Source organism: Verrucosispora sp. WMMD1129 (genome assembly GCF_029581255.1).
In the GTDB taxonomy this organism is placed as follows: domain Bacteria; phylum Actinomycetota; class Actinomycetes; order Mycobacteriales; family Micromonosporaceae; genus Micromonospora; species Micromonospora sediminimaris.
Window position 1 is genome coordinate 5,735,499 of sequence record NZ_CP120741.1, and the last position, 22,691, is coordinate 5,758,189.

Below are 22,691 nucleotides of genomic sequence, written 5' to 3' on the forward strand. Positions count from 1 at the left end.
CACATCGATTCTCTCATCGACACCGCCGCACGCCGGCCCGGCACCGACGCCCGAGGCGAGCTGGTCGACGTGCACCACCAACTCCGGCTGCTGGGCCAGCACCTCAACACCGCCCTGGCCGCCACCACGCCACCGGCGTTATCGCGGGAACTGCCGTGGACCAGCGGATAGCCCTGCGGGCGGTCACAATGGCGGCGGCCGGTCTGGTGGCCGCCTGCGGCACGACCACCGCGACACCGCCGCAGGGAGGGCCACCCAGCCAGACCCCGCCTGCGGCCACCAGCAGCAGTGGGCCAGCGGCGCAGGCGTCGAGGCTGCCGGCCGATCCGGACGGGGTCGGATCCACCGCGACAGCGCGCCCGGAACCGGCGACCTTGGATGCCGCGACGCGGTTCGTGCGGGCGTGGGCACGACCGCACCTGCCGGCCGAGCGGTGGCTGGCGGACTTGCAACCGCTCGCCGTCGCCGGGTACGCCGATCTGCTCGCCACGGTCGACCCGGCCAACGTTCCGGCCCGCCGCGTCACCGGTGCGGGCCGCGTCGCCACGGCAATCGACGGCCGGGTGGACGTCGATGTGCCCACTGATGCCGGGCCGCTGCGGGTAGCCGTGGTGCGGGAAGGAACCCGGTGGCTGGTCGCCACGATCGCCCCCGAACCCGGGGAGGCCGGTCGTGGGTAGCAGCCGGGTGGGGCTCGGCGTGGCGGTCGCCGCCGCAATGCTGCTGTGTGGACTGCCGGTCGCGGTGGTGGTGACCTCCGCCCCGGCCGACGGCGCATGCCTGCCATCGAACCCACCCGCCTCGGCCCTCACCGGCACCACATCCGGGTCGGTGGGGCGGTGGAACGCCGAGCAGGTGGGCAACGCCGCCATCATCGTCGAGGTGGGCCACGACCGGCAGATGCTGCCGCGCGGCTGGGTTATCGCCGTGGCCACCGCGATGGTCGAATCGAGCCTGCGGAACCTGCCCGGCGGTGACCGCGACAGCCTCGGATTGTTTCAGCAGCGGCCCAGCCAGGGCTGGGGAACTCCCGAGCAGATCCTCGACCCGGTGTACGCGTCCACAAGGTTCTACGACAAGTTGGAGCGGATCGACGGTTGGCAGCAGCTGCCGTTGACTGTCGCCGCTCAGCGGGTCCAGGTGTCTGCCTTCCCTGACCGGTATGGGGAGTTCGAACACGACGCCGAGCAGGTCGTCACCGCGGTCGCTGGCGTCGCCACGATCGGTGACCTGCCCGGGGCGAGCCTGACCAGCTGTCCGGAGTCCGCTCGGGTGGCCGCGTCCGGGTGGACGGTGCCGTTACAGGCGGCGGTCGGCAGCGGCTACGGGCCGCGGGGCGGACGCCTGCACGCGGGCGTGGACATGGCCGCACCCCGCCACACCGTCATTCGTGCCGCCTCGGCCGGCACCGTCGTGTGGGCAGGCTGCGACCCGAGCACCGGCAACTGCGACATCGACGGCAGCCCCCGCACACGCGGGTGCGGCTGGTACGTCGACCTCGTGCATCCGGGCGGATTCGGCACCCGCTACTGCCATCTCATCCGACGTCCCACCGTCGCCGACGGGGACACGGTGCAGGCGGGCCAGCCCATCGGCGAGGTCGGCAGCAGCGGTCGGTCATCCGGCCCGCACCTGCACTTCCAAACCCATGAGGGTGTTTGCACCGGGTCGCGGTGCGACCTGAACAACGCCAACTCCGTCGACCCGCAGCCATTCATGAGCGCCCGAGGCGCGCCCCTGGAAGGCAGGTGATGTCACCGCAGCACACCAGCGCATAACCAGCATCACTCTCACGGGGGGAGAGACGTGAACACGCACGACACGAACACGCCACGCCGACACGGACGGCACCGCACCGAGCCGGCACCACAGCCTCGGACCAATGTCGGACGGTTGCGGCAACGCCGCAACCGCCGCACCATCCGCAGGCCACGGTGGGTCCGATGAACGCCGCCATGCAGCGGCGGCCACGGCAGATCGCCGGCATCTACCGCCCACCGGTCACCAACCGCCCACCGCCACCACCGCCGCGACCCGGGCCGCTGGCGCAGCTGTTCCGCACCGCCAACACCATCCGTGCCCACCTCGAACACACCGTCCTGCGCGACGAGGGCATGACCTGGACCACCTACGACGTCCTGGTGCTCATCTGCGCCCGCCGAGTGATCGATACCCGCACCACCGCCGTTGAGATCGGCATCGCCAAAGCCACCCTCACCAACACGGTCGGACTTCTCGTCGACCGCGGCCTGGTCCGCCGCAACCTCCACGAACACGATCGCCGCCGCGTCGTGCTCCGCCCCACCCCCGAAGGGGTCGACCTGGCCCGCCGCATCCAGGGCCGCGTCGACGCCGAACAGACCCGCCTGCTCGCCACCGCCGGCATCTCCTCCGGCGACGGCCTCGCGCGGGCACTGCGGCAACTCGCGACGACATCCAGAGCCCACAAGGCGCTCACCAACCAGCCGGGAGCAGGCCGATGAGCGGCCGGATCGGCATGGCCCGCGGGCACGCGCTGTACGTCGGCGCGGTCCTTCTTGTCGCCCGTCGCACCTCGGTACCGCCGTGACAACCGGCGACGGTCGCCGGCAGCACTGCTCGCCGCGCGACCGCCCAAACGGACGACTCGCTGGCCGCCCCGGACGGAGCTTCCACCCCGAGAAGGAGAGACAGCATGGCTCGCACCGTGCTCAACGGACCCGATGACGACCCTCGTCTCAGTGCCCTGCTGCGCCACCTCGGCGGCAGCGCCAACACCAACCTCGGCTTCCCGGCCGCTGTGGACCTCGACTACCGCACGCTCAGCCCCTTTCTCGGGCACCTACTCAACAACGTCGGTGACCCCGGCCTCGACCCCACTCATCCCCACCACAGCAAACCGTTTGAACGCGAGGTGCTGGCATTCTTCGCCGACCTGTTCCGCGCCCCTCAACCGTGGATGGGATACGTGAGCAGCGGCGGCAGCGAAAGCAACCTGTGGGCGTTGTACCGTGCCCGCAGCCGCTACCCCGATGGCGTCGTCTTTCACTCCGCCGCGGCTCACTACAGCGTCTCCAAAGCCGCGCACCTGCTCGGCATGCCCACCGTCGTCGTCAGCAGCCAGCGGAACGGGGAGGTCGACTACGACGAGCTTGCCCGCTACGCCGAACTACACCGCCGCCGACCGATCATCGTCGTCGCCACCATCGGCACCACCATGACCGAAGCCGTCGATGACGTCGCCTACATCCAAGACCTCCTGGCCGACGTCGGCGTGCGTGACCGGCACATCCACAGTGACGCGGCCCTGTCCGGCGTACCGCTGGCCCTCAGCGAGGACCCGCCGGGCTTCGACCTGACCGACGGAGCCGACAGCATCTGCGTCAGCGGCCACAAGTTCCTCGGAACACCTGTGCCGTGCAGCGTCGTCATCGCCCGTCACCACGACAACGACAACCGCGGCAAAGCCGTCGCCTATACCGGTAGCCCTGACACGACCATCACCGGCTCACGCAACGGGCTCGCCGTTCTGATGCTGTGGGTGGTCCTTCAACAACTTGGTCGTACGGGTCTGCGCGTACGCGCAGAGTCCGGGCGCGACGTGGCGCAGTACGCCCACCAACGCCTGCTGGACATTGGCTGGCCGAGCTGGCGCAATCCCCACGCGCTGACCGTTGTCCTGCGTAGGCCGCCTCCGGCAATTCTGGCGCGATGGCCGATGCCGACGCTGGCCGGACTCAGCCACTTCATCTGCATGCCGGGTGTAACCCGCGGCCAGGTTGATCAGCTCACGGCGACCCTGGCAGCGATGACCCTCGGGGCGGCTACCCCGGCCTGTGTCAAGCAGCCAGCCGTGGGAGCGCCGATGACGTGACTTGGAAGGGCGTCGCCCGGTCTGGTCACTCCGTCTGAGGCGCTAGCCGGTATTGACATCCTCTGCGTGCGCAGGAAGCAGCACGATGCCCAACTCATCCTGTACGCCGACATGGGACCACCACCCCCGCATGCGCGGGGAGGAGGGGGTGCATGCCGGGATAGCGGCCTGCGGCCCCGGACCACCCTGCATGCGCGGGGGCAGGTGGCTTCAGCCACGCTGGCGACGCGGTCCGCGGATCACTCTCGCGTGCGCGGGGAGCAGCTGTGGCTGTGCGTAGCGCTGTTCAGCCGCCGGGATTACTCCCGCGTGCGCGGGAGCAGGGGCGCCGGAGGGGGCGTGGTGGCCCCGGCCCGGATCACCCCCGCGTGCGCGGAGCAGTCGGGCTGGAGTGGTGACCCGGGAGGTAGAGGGGGATCACCCCCGCGTGCGGGGAGCAGAGGCAGATCCGGCCCTTGATGTTGGCCTGCGCGGGATCACCCCTGCGTGCGCGGGGAGCAGTCGTCACGGAGCGGGGCTACGGTACGCGTGTGGGGATCACCCCCCGCGTGCGGGGGAGCAGTCGCTGTCATGGAAGTTTCCCCTTCGTCGGAGGGGATCACCCCCGGGGTGCGCGGGGAGCAGTGCGTCCGCGCCACACGGCGGGCGAGGGTGCGGGGATCACCCCCGCGTACGCGGGGAGCAGATCACCGCCGCTACCGGAGAGGTACACCTGACGGGATCACCCCCGCGTGCGCGGGGAGCAGGGAGAGCGGTCCCGTCGATGGGTACCGCCGTAGGGATCACCCCCACGTGCGCGGGGAGCAGCCGAGGAGCTTGAGTGTGCGGCCCTTGCGGTCGGGATCACCCCCGCGTGCGCGGGGAGCAGAGGGCGCGCCGGACGTCGCGGCGTGCCCAGGTGGGATGACCCCCGCGTGCGCGGGGAGCAGCCGGCCGCGCCGGATGGCCGGCACGGCAAGCGCGGATCACCCCCGCGTGCGCGGGGAGCAGGGCACCTGTTCGCGCCTGGGGTAGCCGCGTTCGGGATCACCCCCGCGTGCGCGGGGAGCAGGCCAAGGGGCATCTGCGGGTCATCGCTGGCACGGGATCACCCCCGCGTGCGCGGGGAGCAGGTGGGACAGCGACACCCTCTACCGGTGGTCCGGGGATCACCCCCGCGTGCGCGGGGAGCAGACGGCGTATTCGGCGGTGGCGTCGCCGGCCCAGGGATCACCCCCGCGTGCGCGGGGAGCAGGGCATCCCCGCCTTGACCCACGCGTACAGCTCGGGATCACCCCCGCGTGCGCGGGGAGCAGGGCGCCGTCGACGTGCCGCGCGCTCTGGCCGAGGGATCACCCCCGCGTGCGCGGGGAGCAGTCCTGGAGGTCGGTGAGCGGCTTGCGGGCACCGGGATCACCCCCGCGTGCGCGGGGAGCAGACTGATGGGAATTGAACCCGTAACGGGGACCTGGGATCACCCCCGCGTGCGCGGGGAGCAGACGTGCTCCGACAGCGTGTCGCCGGAGCGGCTGGGATCACCCCCGCGTGCGCGGGGAGCAGAAGCCGGCGGCCTGGAGGCGGGCGCGGACCTGGGGATCACCCCCGCGTGCGCGGGGAGCAGATGACCGATTGGCCTGGCCACGTGCTGGAGCCGGGATCACCCCCGCGTGCGCGGGGAGCAGGGCCCCCTCCTACTGCTGAGGAGGCACCGATGGGGATCACCCCCGCGTGCGCGGGGAGCAGGAGGTGGAGCTGGGCGCGGTCGGTTCGGATCAGGGATCACCCCCGCGTGCGCGGGGAGCAGGCGGTGCAGTCGCCTGGCCGGGGGCCGCCTACGGGATCACCCCCGCGTGCGCGGGGAGCAGGTTTCCGTGGCCATCGCGCAGCATCTGGAGCGGGGATCACCCCCGCGTGCGCGGGGAGCAGGTCATCCCGGGCCAGGTGGACATGTTCGAGGTGGGATCACCCCCGCGTGCGCGGGGAGCAGGTAGCCGGCCATCCACCGGCGGGCGTGATCACGGGATCACCCCCGCGTGCGCGGGGAGCAGTTCATCGCCGGCTGGCGTCAGTGGCGGCACGAGGGATCACCCCCGCGTGCGCGGGGAGCAGGTCGGCGCGGGCATCCTCGCTGGTCAAGTCCTGGGATCACCCCCGCGTGCGCGGGGAGCAGCCCGCAGGCTGGCCGGGCTGGGGCGGATATGGGGGATCACCCCCGCGTGCGCGGGGAGCAGCTCCACGTCCCCCGATCCGGCGAGCGGGTGCAGGGATCACCCCCGCGTGCGCGGGGAGCAGGGTGGTCCAGGCGACGCTGACGGCCCCGGCGGGGGATCACCCCCGCGTGCGCGGGGAGCAGGGCTCGACGCGGCGGCCCGTGGACATGTACTCGGGATCACCCCCGCGTGCGCGGGGAGCAGCTCTTTGTCCTCGTCCGGTGCGGGCTGGGTGCGGGATCACCCCCGCGTGCGCGGGGAGCAGCGCGGGTTGCGGGGCGAGTAGATGCCGCCCGGGGGATCACCCCCGCGTGCGCGGGGAGCAGGTGTCCTCTACGTGTGCGGAGCGATCGTCGCCGGGATCACCCCCGCGTGCGCGGGGAGCAGGGCCGAGCAGGGCCTGAAGGATCTCGCCACCCAGGGATCACCCCCGCGTGCGCGGGGAGCAGCCGACTCAAACCCGCACACGACTCACGTTCACGGGATCACCCCCGCGTGCGCGGGGAGCAGCCAGACTTGCCCATCGACAGACCACGCGAACGGGGATCACCCCCGCGTGCGCGGGGAGCAGCACCTGGCCGGGCTTCAGTACGTGCGGGGCGGGGGATCACCCCCGCGTGCGCGGGGAGCAGCGCACCAGCAAGATCAATGAGACGTACGCGCCGGGATCACCCCCGCGTGCGCGGGGAGCAGCCGTTCAACGACCTGCGGGCCGCCGCCCTGAAGGGATCACCCCCGCGTGCGCGGGGAGCAGCGGCACCGTCCGCAGTCCCATCCGCGCCGCAACGGATCACCCCCGCGTGCGCGGGGAGCAGGCTTGCTGACCTGCGGCGCTAGAGATCAAGTACTCCGTTTTTGTTTACTTTGCCTCGCAAGATCGTCTAGCTTCTTTCCGTTGGTAGCGGGTCGGGTGAGTGGTGCGGCGGAAGTTTGGGGTTCAGCGTAGCGGGTGTCATCGTGAGGATTACCGCTGCGCGAATGGCCTAGCTGGCTCCGCGGGCGGTGCTGGGCGTCAGGATGTGCTGCCGGACACGATGGAGTTGCTGTGAGGACTGTGCAGATCCGCACCTACAGCGTGCGGCAGGGGCGGCTAGACGAGTGGGTGCAGGCGTGGCAGACCTTGGTCGTGCCGTTGCGGCGTGAGTTCGGTTTCGAGGTGCACGGGTCGTGGGTGGACCGCGAGCGCGATGCCCATATCTGGGTTATCTCTTACGACGGTGACCAGTCGTTTGAGGACGCGAACGCGGCCTACTGGGCGTCGCCGCAGCGCGAGCAGCTCGGTGTGGATCCGGCGGAGTTCCTCGTGGGTGAGGAGGTTCGCACGGTGGAGCAGGTGCTCTAGCTTTCGGTCACGGGCAGCAGGTGGGCGCGGCGTTCGTCCGTGGTGAGGGACCGGAACACCCGGGCCCGCGCGGCGTCGGTCAGCGTCGGCAGGTCGACGTCGATGGTCCAGATGCGGGCGGTGGCGTCGACCGAGCCGGTGACCACGTGCGACCCGTCCGCGAGCCAGGCGAGCCAGGCGAGGCAGGTGACCGGGTCGCGGTGGACGCCGATCACCTGGCCGTCGCCGGTCTGGATGTCCCAGCGGCGTACGGTGCGGTCGTCGCCGCCCGAGGCGAGATAGCGGCCGTCGGGGGAGTAGGCGACGGCGCGTACCCGTCGGTCGTGGCCGGTGAGGATGCGGGCCGGCGCGTCCGGCTCAGTGGGTGACCAGATGCGGATGGTCCAGTCGGCGGAGCAGCTGGCGAGGTGGCGTTCGTCGGGTGCCCATGCGACGCCGTCGACGTAGTTCTGGTGGCCGGCGAGCAGTCGGCCGGCGGCGGGGTTTTCGATGTCCCAGACGCGGATGGTGCGGTCGTCGGAGCCGGAGGCGAGGTAACGGCCGCTGGGTGACCAGGCGAGTGCGCCGATCCAGTCGGTGTGGCCGCGCAGGAAGCCGACAACGGCAGCAGTGCGTACGTCGATGAGGTGGATGGTGTTGTCCTTCGCCCCCGCGGCGAGCCGTGATCCGTCGGGCGAGAAGGCCAGGGACTCGATCTCGACGCCGTCGTTGCGTAAGACGGTCTCGCCGGAGCTGTCGAGTAGACGCAGCGAGCCGTCCTGCGCCGCCACGGCTAGCCGGTCTCCGTGGCTGGCCATCGCGGTTATCCCTGCGGAAGCCGGGTGGATGGTGTCCTGCCGGCGTCGGTTCCGGTGCCAGCGGCGGACCGTGCCGTCCGCCGAGCCGGTAACGATGAGGCCCTGGTCGTCGACGGTCAGCCCGGTGAGGGCGGCGCGGTGCCCGGAAAGGAGGGCTTGTTCGGCGCCGCGTGGGCGCAGTGCCCAGATGCGGGCGGTGGCGTCGGCCGAGCCGCTGAGCACCCGGGTGCCGTCAGGGCTGACGGTGACGCACCAGGCCGTGTGCTCGTGCCCGCGCAGCTCGGCGACCTCCCGCAGCCGGTCGGTGTCCCACACGCGGATGGTGCCGTCGCCGGTGGCGAAGGCGACCTGCTGGCTGTCCGGCGTCCAGGCCACCGACCAGACGGTGTCGCGTTGCCCACCGATGACGCTGTGCTGCGTGCCCGTGGCCGCGTCCCAGATCCGTACCGTGTGGTCGGCGGATCCGCTGCCGATCCACCGCCCGTCCGGGGAGTAGGCGACGGCTTCGACGAGTTCGAGGTGGCCGCGCAGCGTCGCCGCCGGGCTGCCGGTGGCGGCGTCCCAGACGATGAGCGTACGGTCGTGCGAGGCGGTGACCAGGCGTGCCGAGTCGGGTGCCCAGTGGACGCCCCACACGTCGCCGGTGTGTCCGGTCAGCGTGGCGTGGGTGGTCCAGGTGGCGGTGTCCCACAGGTGGACGAGACCGTCGCGGCTGGTGGCGGCCAGTAGGGTGCCGTCGGGAGAGAACGCGACCCCGCGTACGCAGTCGTCGCACGCCAGGACCGTGACCAGGGTGCCGCTGGCCACCTCCCAGATCCGTACCGTGGCGTCTCTTGACGCGGTGGCGACGTGGGCGGAGTCGGGGGAGAAGGTGATGGCCTCGACCATGTCGGTGTGGCCGCGAAGCACGGCGGCGACGGTGCCGGTGGTGGCGTCCCACAGCCGTGCCGTGCCGTCGCGGGACGCGGTGGCGACCAGGCTTGCGTCGGGTGACCAGGCCACGCCCCGGACCGCATCGGTGTGTCCGGGCAGCACTGCCTCGACGTGGCTGAACGCCAACGCGGACATCAGCGCCTGCGCGGCGGCGGGAGTGGTGGGACATTCCGTCAACGCGGCCGTGGTCAACAGGACGGCCAATTCCGGGTAGCGGTCGACGTTGGCCAGCGCGTAGCGGCCGATCGACTCCGACACACGGCGCAGGAAAGCGGTGTCGCGGCGACGCGACGCGTCGACCAAGGCGTCCGCGGTGGGACTGTCCTGCCCGGCCGAGCGCATCGCCTCCAGCCACTGCCCGGCCAGCGTCAGCCGATCACCGGTCAGCAGATAGTCGGGGCTGCGGCCGGAGCGCTGCCAGTCCGCTGCCCACCGCTCCAACTCGGTACGCCGTTTCAATTGCTCGGCCCGCGTCTCGACCTCCTGGCGCAGCGGCGCCCACTGCCGGAACAACGCCTCATGCGCCACCTGCACGTACGGGTCGCCGTCAGCGGCTGAGGTCAACAGCCGGGCGTCGGTGAAGACGTCCACGATCCGCCGCTGCTGCGTTGACAGCTCGGTCAGCGGCACTCGACGTCGGGTCGGTTCGCCACCGTCCATCGACACCAGACGCAGCAAAGTGGACAGGATCAGCTCGACGTCGTATCTGGTACGCAGCTCGGCCAGGACGGTGTCCGCCTGCCGCGCCAGCGCCCCGGCCACCCCGCCCGACTCCTGGTACCGCTGCCGAGTGACCACGTTGCCGGCACCAACGGCCAGGTACAGCTCCTGCAACAGGTACGCCAGCAGAGGCAACGCGTCCGGCGTGCCGGTCTCCTCGACGATCCGGTCGACCAGCCCCGGCTCGAAACTCATCCCCGCCAGCCGGGCCGGCTTCTCGACAACGCTCACCAACTCGCCGCGCCGCATGGTGCCCACCGCCACCGGCGCGGCGAACAGCCGCGCGTACTCACCGGCGAGCAGCTCGGCCAGGAACTCGATGCGCAGCGTCGCCACCACCCACAGCCGGCGGTCCGCGTCCAGCGCCGTGGCAACCTGGCCGAGGAACAGGGTCCGCTCGGCCGGACCGGACAGCGTGATTAACTCCTCCAACTGGTCGAGGATCAGCAGCACCCGACCGTGCCGGTTGCCGACCTTCACCCGCCACGCCCGTACCGCCTTAGCGAAAGCGTCAGCCTCCGACCACATCTCGCGCAGCGCGACCGGACGCTGCCCACCGGACAACGTCGCTGCCAGCCCCGCGAGCCGGGCAACAGGCTCGCCCGCCGGGGCCAGCGAACCGAGCAGCTGCCACCGCTGCCCCCGCAGCCGAGGCACCACACCGGCATGCACCAGCGACGACTTCCCGCTCCCCGAAGCCCCGGTGACACAGACGAAACGCGCCTCAGCGTCTGCGGTGAGCTGGTGCATGCGGCGGACCAGATCCGCGGCCAGGTCGTCGCGGCCGAAGAACACCGCCGCGTCCTGCTCGGTGAACGCCGACAGTCCCGGATAGGGCGAACGGTCACCATCCCAGGTCGGCTTAGGGGTACGAGGGTTCTCCCACCACAGAATCAGCGCATTACCGCCGACCAGCACCAGCAACAACACGATCAGCGCGGGCCCGGCGATCACCTCGACCCAGGCGAACAACCCAGAACCGGCAGCCGCGTCCGTGGCCAGGCTCGTCGTTACCTCAAGCAGCACCGCGAGCAAAAGCACCGACAATTGCAGCGTCAGTGACGAACGCCGACCGTGCCGCAATCTTCCTCCCCCATGGACGGACGAACGTGTCGCGCCAGCGTTCACGGTAGTCGACCGAGCGCCGACCGTGACAGGCCGGCGGCTCGGTACTCGACGCGGGATCCGTAGGCGCAGGGAGCAGTTGCCGGCCCAGCCACGCGTCTTCACCGTCTCCGGATCACGTCCGCGTGCGCGGGGAGCAGCGCGTTCGCGCGCCGGACTCCGCCGTCTAGGGTGGATTACCCCCGGCGTGCCCGGGGAGCAGCCGTGCCGCCGGAAGTAGGCGACGGCGTTCGGGGATCACCCCCGCGTGCGCGGGGAGCAGCGCACCCCGCGCAGGAATCCGCCGGGGTTGATGGGATCACCCCCGCGTGCGCGGGGAGCAGGTGGGGCCCCACACTTCGCGCAGGCGCCGCTGTGGATCACCCCTGCGTGCGCGGGGAGCAGACTGCTCCCGGCCAGGCAACCTGCGGTGGGTCGGGATCACCCCCGCGTGCGCGGGGAGCAGCCACAACCATGAAGGGAGCTGCCGAGATGCAGGGATCACCCCCGCGTGCGCGGGGAGCAGCTGGAGGGTGTCCCGCTGAATGTCCCGATCAAGGGATCACCCCCGCGTGCGCGGGGAGCAGGCCCTCTAGACCTGGGTTGACGTCCCAGGTTGGGGATCACCCCCGCGTGCGCGGGGAGCAGGCCGCACGAATGTCGGTCAGCGTCGGCGTGGCGGGATCACCCCCGCGTGCGCGGGGAGCAGGGTGAGGCTCAGGTCGAGGCCGAGCACCTTCGGGGATCACCCCCGCGTGCGCGGGGAGCAGCGCTGGTTGCAGGGCGCGCATGCGCTGACGGTGGGATCACCCCCGCGTGCGCGGGGAGCAGGGGCGGACCCCCGCGCCGCCGGCCGCTGGCAGGGGATCACCCCCGCGTGCGCGGGGAGCAGCGCCAGCCCCACCCCCTGTTCGGCGCACAGCCGGGATCACCCCCGCGTGCGCGGGGAGCAGGGCCTGTACGACGGGCTGAGCGTCGGCGTGGACGGATCACCCCCGCGTGCGCGGGGAGCAGAAGTTGTACCGCGCCACCGCCGCCTCCTAGTAGGGATCACCCCCGCGTGCGCGGGGAGCAGGGCGTCCGGTCCGTGTACTCCGCCCGGACGTGGGGATCACCCCCGCGTGCGCGGGGAACAGAAGATTTCGCCCGTCTCCGAATGGACGAGCAGGGGATCACCCCCGCGTGCGCGGGGAGCAGGTTCCCGCGTGGCAAGGAGCCGCCGTATGAAGGGGATCACCCCCGCGTGCGCGGGGAGCAGCACACGTCGGTGCCTTTCCACTGGATGTAGACGGGATCACCCCCGCGTGCGCGGGGAGCAGACGGCGGCATCCGCGATGTCGTCGTGCGGGGCCGGATCACCCCCGCGTGCGCGGGGAGCAGACGGCGGCATCCGCGATGTCGTCGTGCGGGGCCGGATCACCCCCGCGTGCGCGGGGAGCAGTCCTTCACCGGCGACCAGGCCGCCACCGTCGTGGGATCACCCCCGCGTGCGCGGGGAGCAGACGGCGGCATCCGCGATGTCGTCGTGCGGGGCCGGATCACCCCCGCGTGCGCGGGGAGCAGTCCTTCACCGGCGACCAGGCCGCCACCGTCGTGGGATCACCCCCGCGTGCGCGGGGAGCAGACGGCGGCATCCGCGATGTCGTCGTGCGGGGCCGGATCACCCCCGCGTGCGCGGGGAGCAGTCCTTCACCGGCGACCAGGCCGCCACCGTCGTGGGATCACCCCCGCGTGCGCGGGGAGCAGCCTGGCCGCCGTCCACAAACGTGATCACAGTCGGGATCACCCCCGCGTGCGCGGGGAGCAGGTAGGCGGCCATCTGGCGTGGGGTGGCGCGGCGGGATCACCCCCGCGTGCGCGGGGAGCAGCGCCGGTGGACACGGGCAGGGACGGCGGTGGCGGGATCACCCCCGCGTGCGCGGGGAGCAGCCCACGTCGGACACCGCAGCTCAGGTCAACGAGGATCACCCCCGCGTGCGCGGGGAGCAGACTTCTTGACCTGCGGCGCTATAGATCAACTACTCCGATTTCATTCACTTTGCTTCGCAAGATCGCCTCTTTGCGGACTGTGTTGCAAGGGCGACGCCTCAGTGCTGAGGTGCGGTGAGAGCAGCGTACCGGGCGCGGCCGGTTCAGACGGCTGCTCAGGGATGACCAGTTTTGGTCGCCGCTATTGGTTTGCCGACCGCCCAGCTCCATCGTGGTCAGTTGAATCAGGATGTGAGGCCGAGGGTGCCCGATGTCAGGGCGTCGCTGATCTCGCGGGCGAGTGTGGCTCCGGTTGCTGATGCTCGTTCCAGGGTGGCGCGGAACTCGACGAGTTGGCGGAAGGCTTGGCCGTACGCGTGCTGCTGTTCGAGTGCCACGACCGGAATGGACAGTCGCCGAACGTCGATGCGCATGGCCCCGTTGCCGGTGCTGGCGGCGCGGCCGGCGATGCGCAGGTTGTCGGTGCGGGAGATGACGCCGGCGATGAACCACGGGTCGAAGCGGGTGGTGTCGACGCGGATCAGTTGGGTGCCGGGGCCGAGTTCGGCACCGACCTGTTCTGGGGTGGCCACCCGGGCGGTGATTCTGCGCCCGATGACGGGGACGAGGATGTCGCCGGGGCGTATCTCCGGTCCTGGTTCGTCGTCGGCGGTGCGGGTCGTCGTGCCGGTGGCGGGGCTGCCGGAGAGGATGTCGGCGGCGGTCAGCACGACAGCGGTGGCGGTGGCGCCCGTCGATCGGCTGCGTGCGGCGGCGCGGTGCACGGAGATGCTGCCGGAGCGGACGAGGTCGGCGACGTCGGCCTGTGGGGCGTCGCGTAGGGGTATGTCCGGTGCCTGTCGTACTGCCGGCAGACCGCGCCGTAGCTGGTCGAGGAGCTGGTCGAAATCGCTGATGTGGGCGATGACCTGGGTCGGGTCGGCAGTGAGGTCGCTGGTGTGTGGGAGGTGGCGTTGTGGGGTGAGGTCGACCTGGTCGTCGAGGACGTCGATGGCGGGCACGGTGCGGTGTACGCCGGGCAGTTCGGCGTACGCGGTCGAGCGGTAGGCGCTCCATGCCGTGGCCACGGTGTCGGTGAGCGGCCGGTCGGGTGCGGCGGTGGTGTCGACCACGAGCAGGTCGCCGGCCGGTGGCTGGTGTGGGTCGGGTTGTGTGAGCACCCAGACGTGCAGTCCGATGCCGGTGGGTGGCATCAGTCCGGCGGGTAGGGCGACGACGGCGCGTAGCGCGCCACGGCGGATCAGTTCGGCGCGGACGCGGCGGCCGGCGGGGCGCGATGCGGCGGCCGGGGGCATGAGGACGACGGCGGTGCCGCCGGGTGTCAGGTGGGCGAGGGCGTGCTGTACCCAGGCGAGTTCGGGTTCGGTGCGTGGGGGCAGGCCGTAGGTCCAGCGGGGGTCGTAGGCGAGCTTGTCGTGGCCCCATTCGTGGACGCCGAAGGGGAAGTTCGCCACGATGACGTCGGCCCGCAGGTCGGGCAGTGCGTCGGCGAGCAGGCTGTCGCCGACGTGGACGACGGGTGGCACGGCGTCGGGCACGCTGCGTCGGACGCGTAGGTGCAGCAGCCACAGCCGCAGCAGGGTGATCAGGGCGTACTGCGGGTTGATTTCCTGGGCGTAGCACCGGGTTGCCGTGCCCCGTGTCAGGGCTCGGTCGGCGGCCAGCCGCAGGATCGACCCGGTGCCGCTGGTGAAGTCGAAGGTGACGTCGCCTCGCCCGGCGAGGGCCAGCATCATCTCGGCGACGGTGTCCGGTGTTCCGGCCAGGCCGGACAGGGAGTGGGCCGAGGAGACGTAGCGGTGGTGCAGGTGTTCGAAGGCCGCTTCCGGGCCCTGTTCGGCAGCGAGTTGGTCGACGGTGCCGAGCAGGGTGCTGAGCTGTGCGGTCCACTGTTTCGGCAGCAGTGGGTCGACCATTGTGGCCACCGCCGGGTCGAGGGCGTGCAGCCGGGTGATGAGTTGCCGGGGTGTGGGCAGGCCGGCGTGGGGGGTGGGGGCCTGGTCGGCGCGGACGAGCAGGAGCGCGCCGGCGATGCCGAGCGCGTGACTGATCTGCGCGGCCGGCTGGTAGCTCTCGATGTGTCGCCAGGCCCACTCGTTGGTGCCGGCCTGGTGCAGCCGGCCGTGTCGGCGTAGCCAGTGCTCCACCTCGCGGGCGTCGAAGGACGGGCTCGCCGGGGTGCCGCCGACGGGTGTCGGGAAGTCGGCGTAGCGCCGTCGCCAGTTGCTTACCGCGGCCCGGCCGACGTTGGCCAGCCGGGCGATGCCGCTGGCGGTCAGGGTGGTCTCGCTCGGGGCCAGGGTCGGCTCTGTTGTCACTCGTGAACGTTAGCATAATGATCGAGATTGTGTACCCGGTTTACAGGCGCTACAGTTCCGGTCGATCAGTTCACACCCGGGAGGTTTCCATGCCACGTCGTGGGCGCAGCACCACCGTCGGAAAGATCGCCCAGCTCTGCCAGGCCCGTCGCGCCTCCGAGATCCGGATGCTCGGCGAGATGCTCCGCCGCGAGCAGCGCACCGAGACGCGTGAGGGCACCTACCCGCAGCCGGCGCGGGACAGCTTGACGCCGCGCTGACCACTTATCCGCACCTGCCGAATCCCGTCGATCTGAGGAGGACCATGAACACCCTTGCGCGAACCGACGCCCTCACCCGTTGCGTCCCCGTGCTTCCCGCCGGTCGCGTACGTCTGTCGCGGCGCGCGGCGCTACGCTCCCGGCACCCCGTCCCAGGCGTACGCGCGAGTGCGCCTTGACCCCGTCGTCGGCGCGGCCGTCGCCGACGCGTATGTGGCGGCCCCGCAGCGTGACGAGCGGGCCTACGCCGCCTACGCGGCCTTCTGCCGGGAGACCGTCGCGCAGTACCACCTCCTGGTGGGGCGGGTGGAGTTCGGTGGCCTGGGCGTGACGGTGCGCATCGTCGACGAGGACCCGTATCCCGACGTCGAGTCGATGATCGACGACGTGCGGCAGCGCCGGTTGAAGGTGTTCGCCAGTGCGGCCAGCGACAACCCCCACCCGTATCTCAGCGACGGGGAGAACGACATGTTCCGCGCGGTCCACGACGTGTTCGGGCACGCGGCGAGTGGCCGGGGGTTCGACCGGCACGGCGAGGAGGCGGCCTGGTTGAAGCACAGCACGATGTACTCGCCGCTGGCGGTACAGGCGATGACGACCGAGACGCGCGGGCAGAACTGCGCCCAGATCTTCCGTTACGGGGGTCGCCGGTTCGCCGAGCAGAAGGCGGCGCTGCTGCCCCGGCTGTTCAGCGATCCGCGTCTGGTGCGTACTGCTGCGGCAGCGCAAGCGAGCCGGTTCGTTCCGCGTTGAGCCGGACGATTTCCTCGCGTAGCTCCCGCACGGCCGGGTGATCCGGCCCGTCCACCCGCTCCCGGCTCTCCAGCAGGGTCGTGAGCTGTCGCACCGCCCGGTCGCGCTCGCCGAGCGCCAGATGAGTACGCGCGGCACGCAGACGAAGATCGAACACCAGGGGATCGTCGTCGCCGTGCTGGCGGGCCCGGTGCTCGGCGAGCCGTCGCCACTGCCTGGCGGCGGCGCGGAACTTGCCCGCGGCCTGCATCTGCTCAGCCTGCCGGATGGCCTTGTCGAGTTCCACATCGGACGGCTCGCCGGCAGGTGCGGCGGCGGCCCCGTGGTGGGGCGGGGTGCGCCCGACGATCGCCGCGTACGCCTGGACCGCGGTGACGGACTCGTCCAACACGCCCGGAATCGGCGGCAGATCCGCAGCCAACGGGGCCAGCACGCGGTAGACGTCGGCGGCGCTGTCCGGGCGGTCGTCGGGGGTGGGTGTCAGCAGCGCGTGGACCAGGTCGTCGAGGACCGCCGGGGTGTCGGGTCGTAGCGTGGCGGGCCGGGGCGGGGCGGCGGCCACCTGCCGCCGCACGGTGGTCATGGTGGTCAGGTCGTCGAAGGGTGCGCTGCCGGTGAGCAGGTCGAACAGGGTGGCTCCGAGGCCGTACAGGTCGGCGCGGTGGTCGGTTGGCTGGCCGAGGATCTGCTCCGGTGCCATGTAGCCGATCGTGCCGAGCGCCTGCCCGCTCTGGGTGATCCGGGAGTAGCGGTCGTCGTTGGGGATCGCGGCCAGGCCGAAGTCGAGTACCTTCACCGCGCCGCTCGGTTCCAGCATGGCGTTGCTGGGCTTGATGTCGCGGTGCACGAGTCCGAGTCGTTGGGCGGCGAGCAGGACGCTGCTGATCTGGGCGCCGATGGCGGCCACCCAGCCGATCGGGAGTGGACCGTGTTCGGCGACCAGGTCCGACAGGGCGACACCATTGATCTTTTGAAGGACCGCGTAGGGGTGGCCGGCGTGTTCGCCGAGGTCGTAGACGGCGGGTACGCCGGGGTGGTCGAGGCGGGCGGTGAGCAGTGCCTCGCGGCGGAAACGGCGGACCAGATCCAGGTCCGTGGCAGCGACGAACTTGACGATCACCGGCCGGTCGAGCAGCGCGTCATGGGCCGGCCAGACCTCACTCATTCCCTTGTGGGCCAACGGATATCGGGCCAGCCGATAGCGGTCCTTGAGGCTCGTGCTAGGCACCACGGGGCTCAGCATAACGACCGAAGCGGTCACCGTCGGACACATCCGTTCGGCACGCCGCATCCACTCTGGTGAACATTGCCCACGGAAGTACCCTTGCAAGCACAGTTCACAAGGTGCATCATGGGCTCGATGCGTGGCGGTGAGCGCTCGGTGCCGCCGTCCATGCTGCGTGAACCAGGCCGCCGGTCGTGTCCGGCGCGCGACAGTTCGTCCACCTTGCTCCTGGCCACGCCCAGGGTGCCCGTCATCGGGGGATGTATGGCTGAGTTGGCCATCGGCCGGGGCTTTCTGCCCGCCTACGCCCGGCTGCAACGCCGGGTGCAGCGCGCTGTCGACGCCGCCATCGGCAAGTTCGCCGAGCACACCCACGCGGGCCTGCACCTGGAGAAGCTGACCGGTGCGCGGGATCCGAACATCCGCACCATCCGGATCGACCAGTTCTACCGGGGGGTGGTGCTCGCGCTCGGCGAGGACAGGTACGCGCTGCTCGACGTCCTGCCCCACGACGACGCCATCGCCTTCGCGGTGAGCCGCCGGTTCACCGTCAACCAGACCCTGGGCGTGCTGGAGATGCGGGACCAGGTCGGCATCGAGGAGTTCACCCGCGCCGAGCCGGCACCGGCGAGCGCCGGACTGTTCGCCCACGTCTCGATCGCCGACCTCACCCGGCTCGGTGTGGACGAGGACCTGCTGCCGCTGCTGCGGGTCATCACCACCGACAAGCAGCTCGAGAGCCTGGCTGGACGCCTGCCGGAGAGCCAACTCGACGTGCTGCTGGGCCTGGCCAGTGGGCTGTCCGTCGAGGAGGTCTGGGCGGAACTGGCCGACCGGACCGTGTCCGGGGTGGACACCGACGACCTGCTGACCGCGGCGCGACGCACCCCCGAGCGGATCGCGTTCGTTTCGGGGCCGGTGGAACTCGCGGCCATCCTCGCCCATCCGTTCGACGTGTGGCGCACCTTCCTGCACCCGACCCAGCGGGACGTGGCCTACCGCGACACCTACAGCGGGCCCGCGCTGGTCACCGGCAGCGCCGGCACCGGCAAGACCGTGACCGGCCTGCACCGGGCGGTGTTCCTCGCCCAGCGGCTGCCAGACGGACAGAAGGTCCTGCTGACCACGTTCACCCGTGCCCTCGCCGACGCCCTCGCCCGACAGCTCTACCGGCTCACCGACGACCCGGCGGTACGCGCCCGCATCGACGTGATCAGCGTCGACAAGCTCGCCTACGAGATCGTCACCCGAGGCAGCGGTCGGGTGACCGTCGCCGACGCCGAGGTTGTCGACCAGCTGTGGGAGGCCGCGGCGAAGGCCGGCCCGACCTACCTCAACCGTGCCGGCCAGGTCACCACGTTCAGCCCCGCCTTCCTGCGCCACGAGTGGGAGCAGGTGGTGCTGGCCCAGCAGGTCACCAGCCGGGAGGCGTACCGCGAGGCGACCCGCCGGGGACGCGGCGCCGGCCTGCGCGCCGCGCAGCGCGACCAGGTGTGGACCGTCATCGAGACAGTGACCGGTGAGCTGGCCAAACGGCGGCTGCGCACCCACACCCAGCTCGCCGACGACGCCGCCGCCATCGCCCGCCACGCACCGGCACCGTATCGGCACGTCGTCGTCGACGAGGGACAGGATCTGCACCCGGCGCAGTGGCGGCTGCTGCGGGCGCTGGCCGCACCCGGCCCCAACGACATGTTCCTGCTCGCCGACCCGTACCAGCGCATCTACGACAGCCACGTATCCCTGGCCCAACTCGGCATCGAGGTCCGGGGCCGCACCCGCCGGCTCAGCGTCAACTACCGGACCACCCACGAGATCCTCGACCTGTCGGTCAAGGTCCTCGGCGGTGACGCCACCGTCGGACTCGACGGTCAGGACGACACTCTGCGCGGCTACCGGTCGGTCACCCGTGGCGGAAGACCCGAACTGGCCGCGCACGTCAGCCGCGACGGCGAGTGCGAGGCGCTCATCGAGCGGGTCGGCGCCTGGCTCGACCAGGGCGTCGAACCGCACGCGGTCGGGGTGGCCGTGCGCACCGGGCAACTGGTCAAGACCGTCGGCCGGATCCTGAGCGACGCCCACATCCCCGTCGCCGACGACAAGCGCGGCACCGACGGGGTGCGGGTTGCCACCATGCACCGGATGAAGGGGCTGGAGTTCCAGTGCCTTGCGGTCGTCGGGCTCGATGCGGGCGTGCTGCCGGCACCACACGCGCTCACCTCCGCCGCCGAGGATCCCCACGCCCACCGGCAGGACCTCCAGCGGGAGCGCTGCCTGCTGTTCGTCGCGCTGACCCGGGCTCGGGACGTGCTCTACCTGTCCCACAGCGGCACGCCGAGCCCGCTGCTGCCGGTGGCCCGATGAACGCCCGCATCAGCGCCGACGCCCCACCGCTGGGCGCGGCGGCACGCACGGTCTGGGGCAAGACCGACCGCCGGGGCACTTCGCCGGTGGGATGGCTTCCGCTGTGGCGACACTTGGCGGACGCCGCCGACGTGGCCGGACAACTGTGGGATCACTGGCTGGGCCGCGCCGCCCGGCACCGCATCGCCGACGAGCTGCCCGCCGGTGAAGCGGACGCCCGCGCCCTGATCGTCTGGCTCGCCGGCATCCACGACATCGGCAAGGCCACCCCCGCTTTCGCCTGCCAGGCGTACAACCTCGCGGAGCGGATGCGTGACCACGGACTCGGCTACCAGCGGGACCTGATCAGCGCCGACCGCAGGTACGCACCGCATGCCACCGCCGGGCATGTGCTGCTGGCCGACTGGCTGCACGAGCAGGACTGGGCCGACCCGCACCCGTACGCGGTGGTCGTCGGCGGGCACCACGGCGTGCCGCCGACCGACATGGGCCTGCGCGACGTGCGGGTGCGCCCCCACCTGCTCGGCGGCGACGCGTGGCGGCCCGTCCAGCACGAGCTATTGACCTGGATGACACACCGGTCCGGCGCCGGAGACCGGCTCGCCGACTGGCGCGACGTCGCCCTCTCCCAACCCGTGCAGGCCCTGCTCACCGGCCTGGTCATCGTGTCCGACTGGATCGCCAGCAACGAGGAGTACTTCCCCTACCTGCTCACCGGCAGCGACACAGATCGGCTACGCACCGGGTGGGAACTGGTGGACCTGCCCGTGCTCTGGCGACCCGCCGCCGCGCCGGCCAGCGTCGACGAGCTGTTCACGGCACGGTTCGCGCTACCGGCGGGGGCGACCCCACGCCCGGTGCAGCGCACCGCCGCCGACCTGGCCGAGACCATGCCCACGCCCGGCATGATGATCGTCGAAGCGGCCATGGGGGAGGGCAAGACCGAAGCGGCCCTGGCGGCGGTCGAGATCCTGGCCCGCCGCACCGGGGCATCCGGCTGCTACCTGGCCCTGCCCACCCGAGCCACCAGCGACGCCATGTTCGGCCGGATGCTGTCCTGGCTACGCCAACTGCCCGACACACAGGTCGGCCGGGGCGACCGTGACGTGCGACTGGCCCACGGCAAAGCCGCCCTCAACCCCGACTACGACGACCTGCGGACGACCTCGCTGCCCAGCGGCATCGGCGAGGACGCCGGAGGCGCCGACATCGGCGTGCACCGCTGGCTCGCCGGCGCCAAACGCACGATGCTGTCTAGCTTCGTCGTCGGCACCATCGACCAGCTGCTGTTCGCCGCGCTGCGCAGCAAACACCTCGTGCTGCGCCACCTCGGCCTCGCCGGCAAGGTCGTCGTCATCGACGAGGCACACGCCTACGACGTCTACATGGGCCGGTTCCTCGACCGGGCGCTGGAATGGCTCGGCGCGTACGGCGTACCGGTGGTCGTGCTCTCCGCGACACTGCCGGCACACCGACGCGCCGAACTGATGAAGGCGTACGACGACGGCCGCCTCGGCCCACCTCCGCCGCTGACCTGGCGAGACCGGGGCACACCACGCATCGACCCGTACGCGCCACTGCGCACCGATCTGCGGTACCCCCTGGTGACCGTCTCCACCGACAAGCGCGGCGCCACCGCCATCAGCTGCGGCGACTCCGGACGGGGCATCGACGTGACACTGCGGCGGCTCCCCGACGATCTGCCCGCACTGGTGGACCTGCTCCGCGACCAGCTGACCGATGGCGGCTGCGCCCTCGTCGTCCGCAACACCGTGGCCCGGGTCCAGGAGACCGCCGCCGCACTACGGACGGCCCTCGGGCCGGACACACCCGTGTCGGTGGCGCACTCCCGCTTCATGGCCGTCGACCGGGCCGCCAAGGACCGCTGGCTGCGCGACACCTTCGGCCCACCGGGCAGCACCGGCAACCGCCCGCACCGGCACGTCGTGGTGGCCAGCCAAGTCGCCGAGCAGTCCCTCGACATCGACTTCGACCTGCTCATCACCGACCTTGCCCCCGTCGACCTGATACTGCAACGTATCGGCCGGCTGCACCGCCACCCCCGCGCCGACCGACCCGCCCGGCTCACCGAGGCGACCTGCTGGATCACCGGTGCCGACTGGAGTGTCGAACTACCCCAGCCGGTCAGCGGATCACGGCGCGTCTACCAGCCAGCCACCCTGCTGCGCAGCGCCGCCGTTCTCCTGCCGTACCTGAACGGCGTGCCGGTGCGGCTGCCGCGCGACATCGCGCCGATCACCCAGACCGCCTACGGCGACACGCCGGTCGGCCCCGAGTCCTGGCAGCCCGCCATGGCCGAGGCGGAGGCCAGACAACGCGACGAGATCGCCACCAAGGAGTCCAAGGCCGACAGCTTCCGCCTGGCCGCCGTCGCCGAACCAGGCGTACCCCTGATCGGCTGGCTCTCCGGCGGCGTCGGCGACGCCAACGAACGCGTGGCGCAGGGCCACGTCCGCGACACCGACGCCGAAACCCTCGAAGTCCTACTCCTGGTACGCACCCCGCAGGGCCTGATCCTCCCCCCATGGATCGACGGCGGCGGCGTACCGGTGCCGACCAACAGTCTTCCCCGACGTCCGCTACCTCGGATGATCGCCCGCTGCACCCTGCCATTGCCACGAGCGATGACCGCCACCGACCTCATCGACGAGGTCATCGCCGAACTGGAACAGCGCCACGACCTCCGCGCCTGGCAGGACAGCCCGTGGCTGGCCGGCGAACTCGTGCTCGACATCAACGCCGACGGGACCGTATCGGTGGCCGGCTTCGACCTGCACTACGACCCGGACGAAGGGTTACGTACCACCCGCGCCACGACCTGAG

12 protein-coding genes and 2 CRISPR repeat arrays are annotated in these 22,691 nt (G+C 71.5%); of the genes, 9 read left to right on the top strand and 3 right to left on the bottom strand.

Annotated elements, in window-relative coordinates; translation table 11 throughout:
- Window positions 1-155: 155 nt before the first annotated feature.
- From O7624_RS26730 to O7624_RS26750, 5 genes are all read left to right on the top strand, one after another.
- Window positions 156-680 (top strand): hypothetical protein, encoded by a 525-nt coding sequence (locus tag O7624_RS26730; RefSeq protein ID WP_282237735.1) that lies wholly within the window; start codon window positions 156-158, stop codon window positions 678-680.
- Entirely contained in the window at window positions 673-1,752 is a 1,080-nt protein-coding gene (locus tag O7624_RS26735; protein WP_282237736.1) for a M23 family metallopeptidase, read from the top strand. Before O7624_RS26730 ends, O7624_RS26735 begins: the two co-directional genes overlap by 8 nt.
- A gap of 191 nt (window positions 1,753-1,943) precedes the next feature.
- Window positions 1,944-2,483, top strand: coding sequence for a MarR family transcriptional regulator (locus O7624_RS26740; protein ID WP_282237737.1), 540 nt, complete (start codon window positions 1,944-1,946; stop codon window positions 2,481-2,483).
- A gap of 191 nt (window positions 2,484-2,674) precedes the next feature.
- Window positions 2,675-3,853, top strand: coding sequence for a histidine decarboxylase (locus tag O7624_RS26745; RefSeq protein WP_282237738.1), 1,179 nt, complete (start codon window positions 2,675-2,677; stop codon window positions 3,851-3,853).
- 174 nt (window positions 3,854-4,027) lie between these two features.
- A CRISPR array of direct repeats spans window positions 4,028-6,857; the repeat unit is 29 nt; unit sequence GGGATCACCCCCGCGTGCGCGGGGAGCAG.
- A gap of 230 nt (window positions 6,858-7,087) precedes the next feature.
- Window positions 7,088-7,384 carry an NIPSNAP family protein gene (locus O7624_RS26750; RefSeq protein ID WP_282237739.1) on the top strand — a complete coding sequence of 99 codons (297 nt, stop codon included), beginning with the start codon at window positions 7,088-7,090 and terminating at the stop codon, window positions 7,382-7,384.
- Here O7624_RS26750 and O7624_RS26755 read toward each other — a convergent pair.
- A complete protein-coding gene (locus O7624_RS26755; RefSeq protein ID WP_282237740.1) occupies window positions 7,381-10,917 on the bottom strand; it encodes a hypothetical protein in 3,537 nt (1,178 codons plus the stop codon). The two genes, O7624_RS26750 and O7624_RS26755, sit on opposite strands and share 4 nt — an antisense overlap.
- 154 nt (window positions 10,918-11,071) lie before the next feature.
- Window positions 11,072-12,927: direct repeats of the CRISPR family, unit length 28 nt; unit sequence GGATCACCCCCGCGTGCGCGGGGAGCAG.
- A gap of 224 nt (window positions 12,928-13,151) precedes the next feature.
- Window positions 13,152-15,245 (bottom strand): N-6 DNA methylase, encoded by a 2,094-nt coding sequence (locus O7624_RS26760; protein ID WP_282237741.1) that lies wholly within the window; start codon window positions 15,243-15,245, stop codon window positions 13,152-13,154.
- Between the two features lie 89 nt (window positions 15,246-15,334).
- Here O7624_RS26760 and O7624_RS26765 point away from each other — a divergent pair, with 89 nt between their 5' ends.
- Together O7624_RS26765 and O7624_RS26770 are read left to right on the top strand one after the other, a co-directional pair.
- Window positions 15,335-15,505, top strand: coding sequence for a hypothetical protein (locus O7624_RS26765; RefSeq protein ID WP_282237742.1), 171 nt, complete (start codon window positions 15,335-15,337; stop codon window positions 15,503-15,505).
- A gap of 168 nt (window positions 15,506-15,673) precedes the next feature.
- A complete protein-coding gene (locus O7624_RS26770) occupies window positions 15,674-16,258 on the top strand; it encodes a hypothetical protein (RefSeq protein WP_282237743.1) in 585 nt (194 codons plus the stop codon).
- On the opposite strand, the gene O7624_RS26775 is transcribed toward O7624_RS26770, so the two are convergent.
- The gene (locus O7624_RS26775) at window positions 16,194-17,489 is read right to left on the bottom strand and encodes a serine/threonine-protein kinase (RefSeq protein ID WP_282237744.1); all 1,296 of its coding nucleotides are present in this window, start codon (window positions 17,487-17,489) and stop codon (window positions 16,194-16,196) included. The genes O7624_RS26770 and O7624_RS26775 overlap by 65 nt on opposite strands.
- 258 nt (window positions 17,490-17,747) lie before the next feature.
- Between O7624_RS26775 and O7624_RS26780 the strand changes: the two genes are divergently transcribed.
- Both O7624_RS26780 and O7624_RS26785 read left to right on the top strand, forming a co-directional pair.
- The gene (locus O7624_RS26780; RefSeq protein WP_282237745.1) at window positions 17,748-19,847 is read left to right on the top strand and encodes a UvrD-helicase domain-containing protein; all 2,100 of its coding nucleotides are present in this window, start codon (window positions 17,748-17,750) and stop codon (window positions 19,845-19,847) included.
- On the top strand, window positions 19,844-22,690 hold the full coding sequence (locus O7624_RS26785; RefSeq protein WP_282237746.1) for a CRISPR-associated endonuclease Cas3'': 2,847 nt from the start codon (window positions 19,844-19,846) through the stop codon (window positions 22,688-22,690). The genes O7624_RS26780 and O7624_RS26785 overlap by 4 nt, the downstream gene beginning before the upstream one ends.
- Window position 22,691 lies beyond the last annotated feature (1 nt).

Bases quoted from the DNA above. Each gene is read 5' to 3' on its own strand.
- O7624_RS26740 (WP_282237737.1), top strand. From the start codon at position 1,944: ATGAACGCCGCCATGCAGCGGCGGCCACGGCAGATCGCCGGCATCTAC.
- O7624_RS26745 (WP_282237738.1), top strand. From the start codon at position 2,675: ATGGCTCGCACCGTGCTCAACGGACCCGATGACGACCCTCGTCTCAGT.
- O7624_RS26765 (WP_282237742.1), top strand. From the start codon at position 15,335: ATGCCACGTCGTGGGCGCAGCACCACCGTCGGAAAGATCGCCCAGCTC.
- O7624_RS26780 (WP_282237745.1), top strand. From the start codon at position 17,748: ATGGCTGAGTTGGCCATCGGCCGGGGCTTTCTGCCCGCCTACGCCCGG.
- O7624_RS26785 (WP_282237746.1), top strand. From the start codon at position 19,844: ATGAACGCCCGCATCAGCGCCGACGCCCCACCGCTGGGCGCGGCGGCA.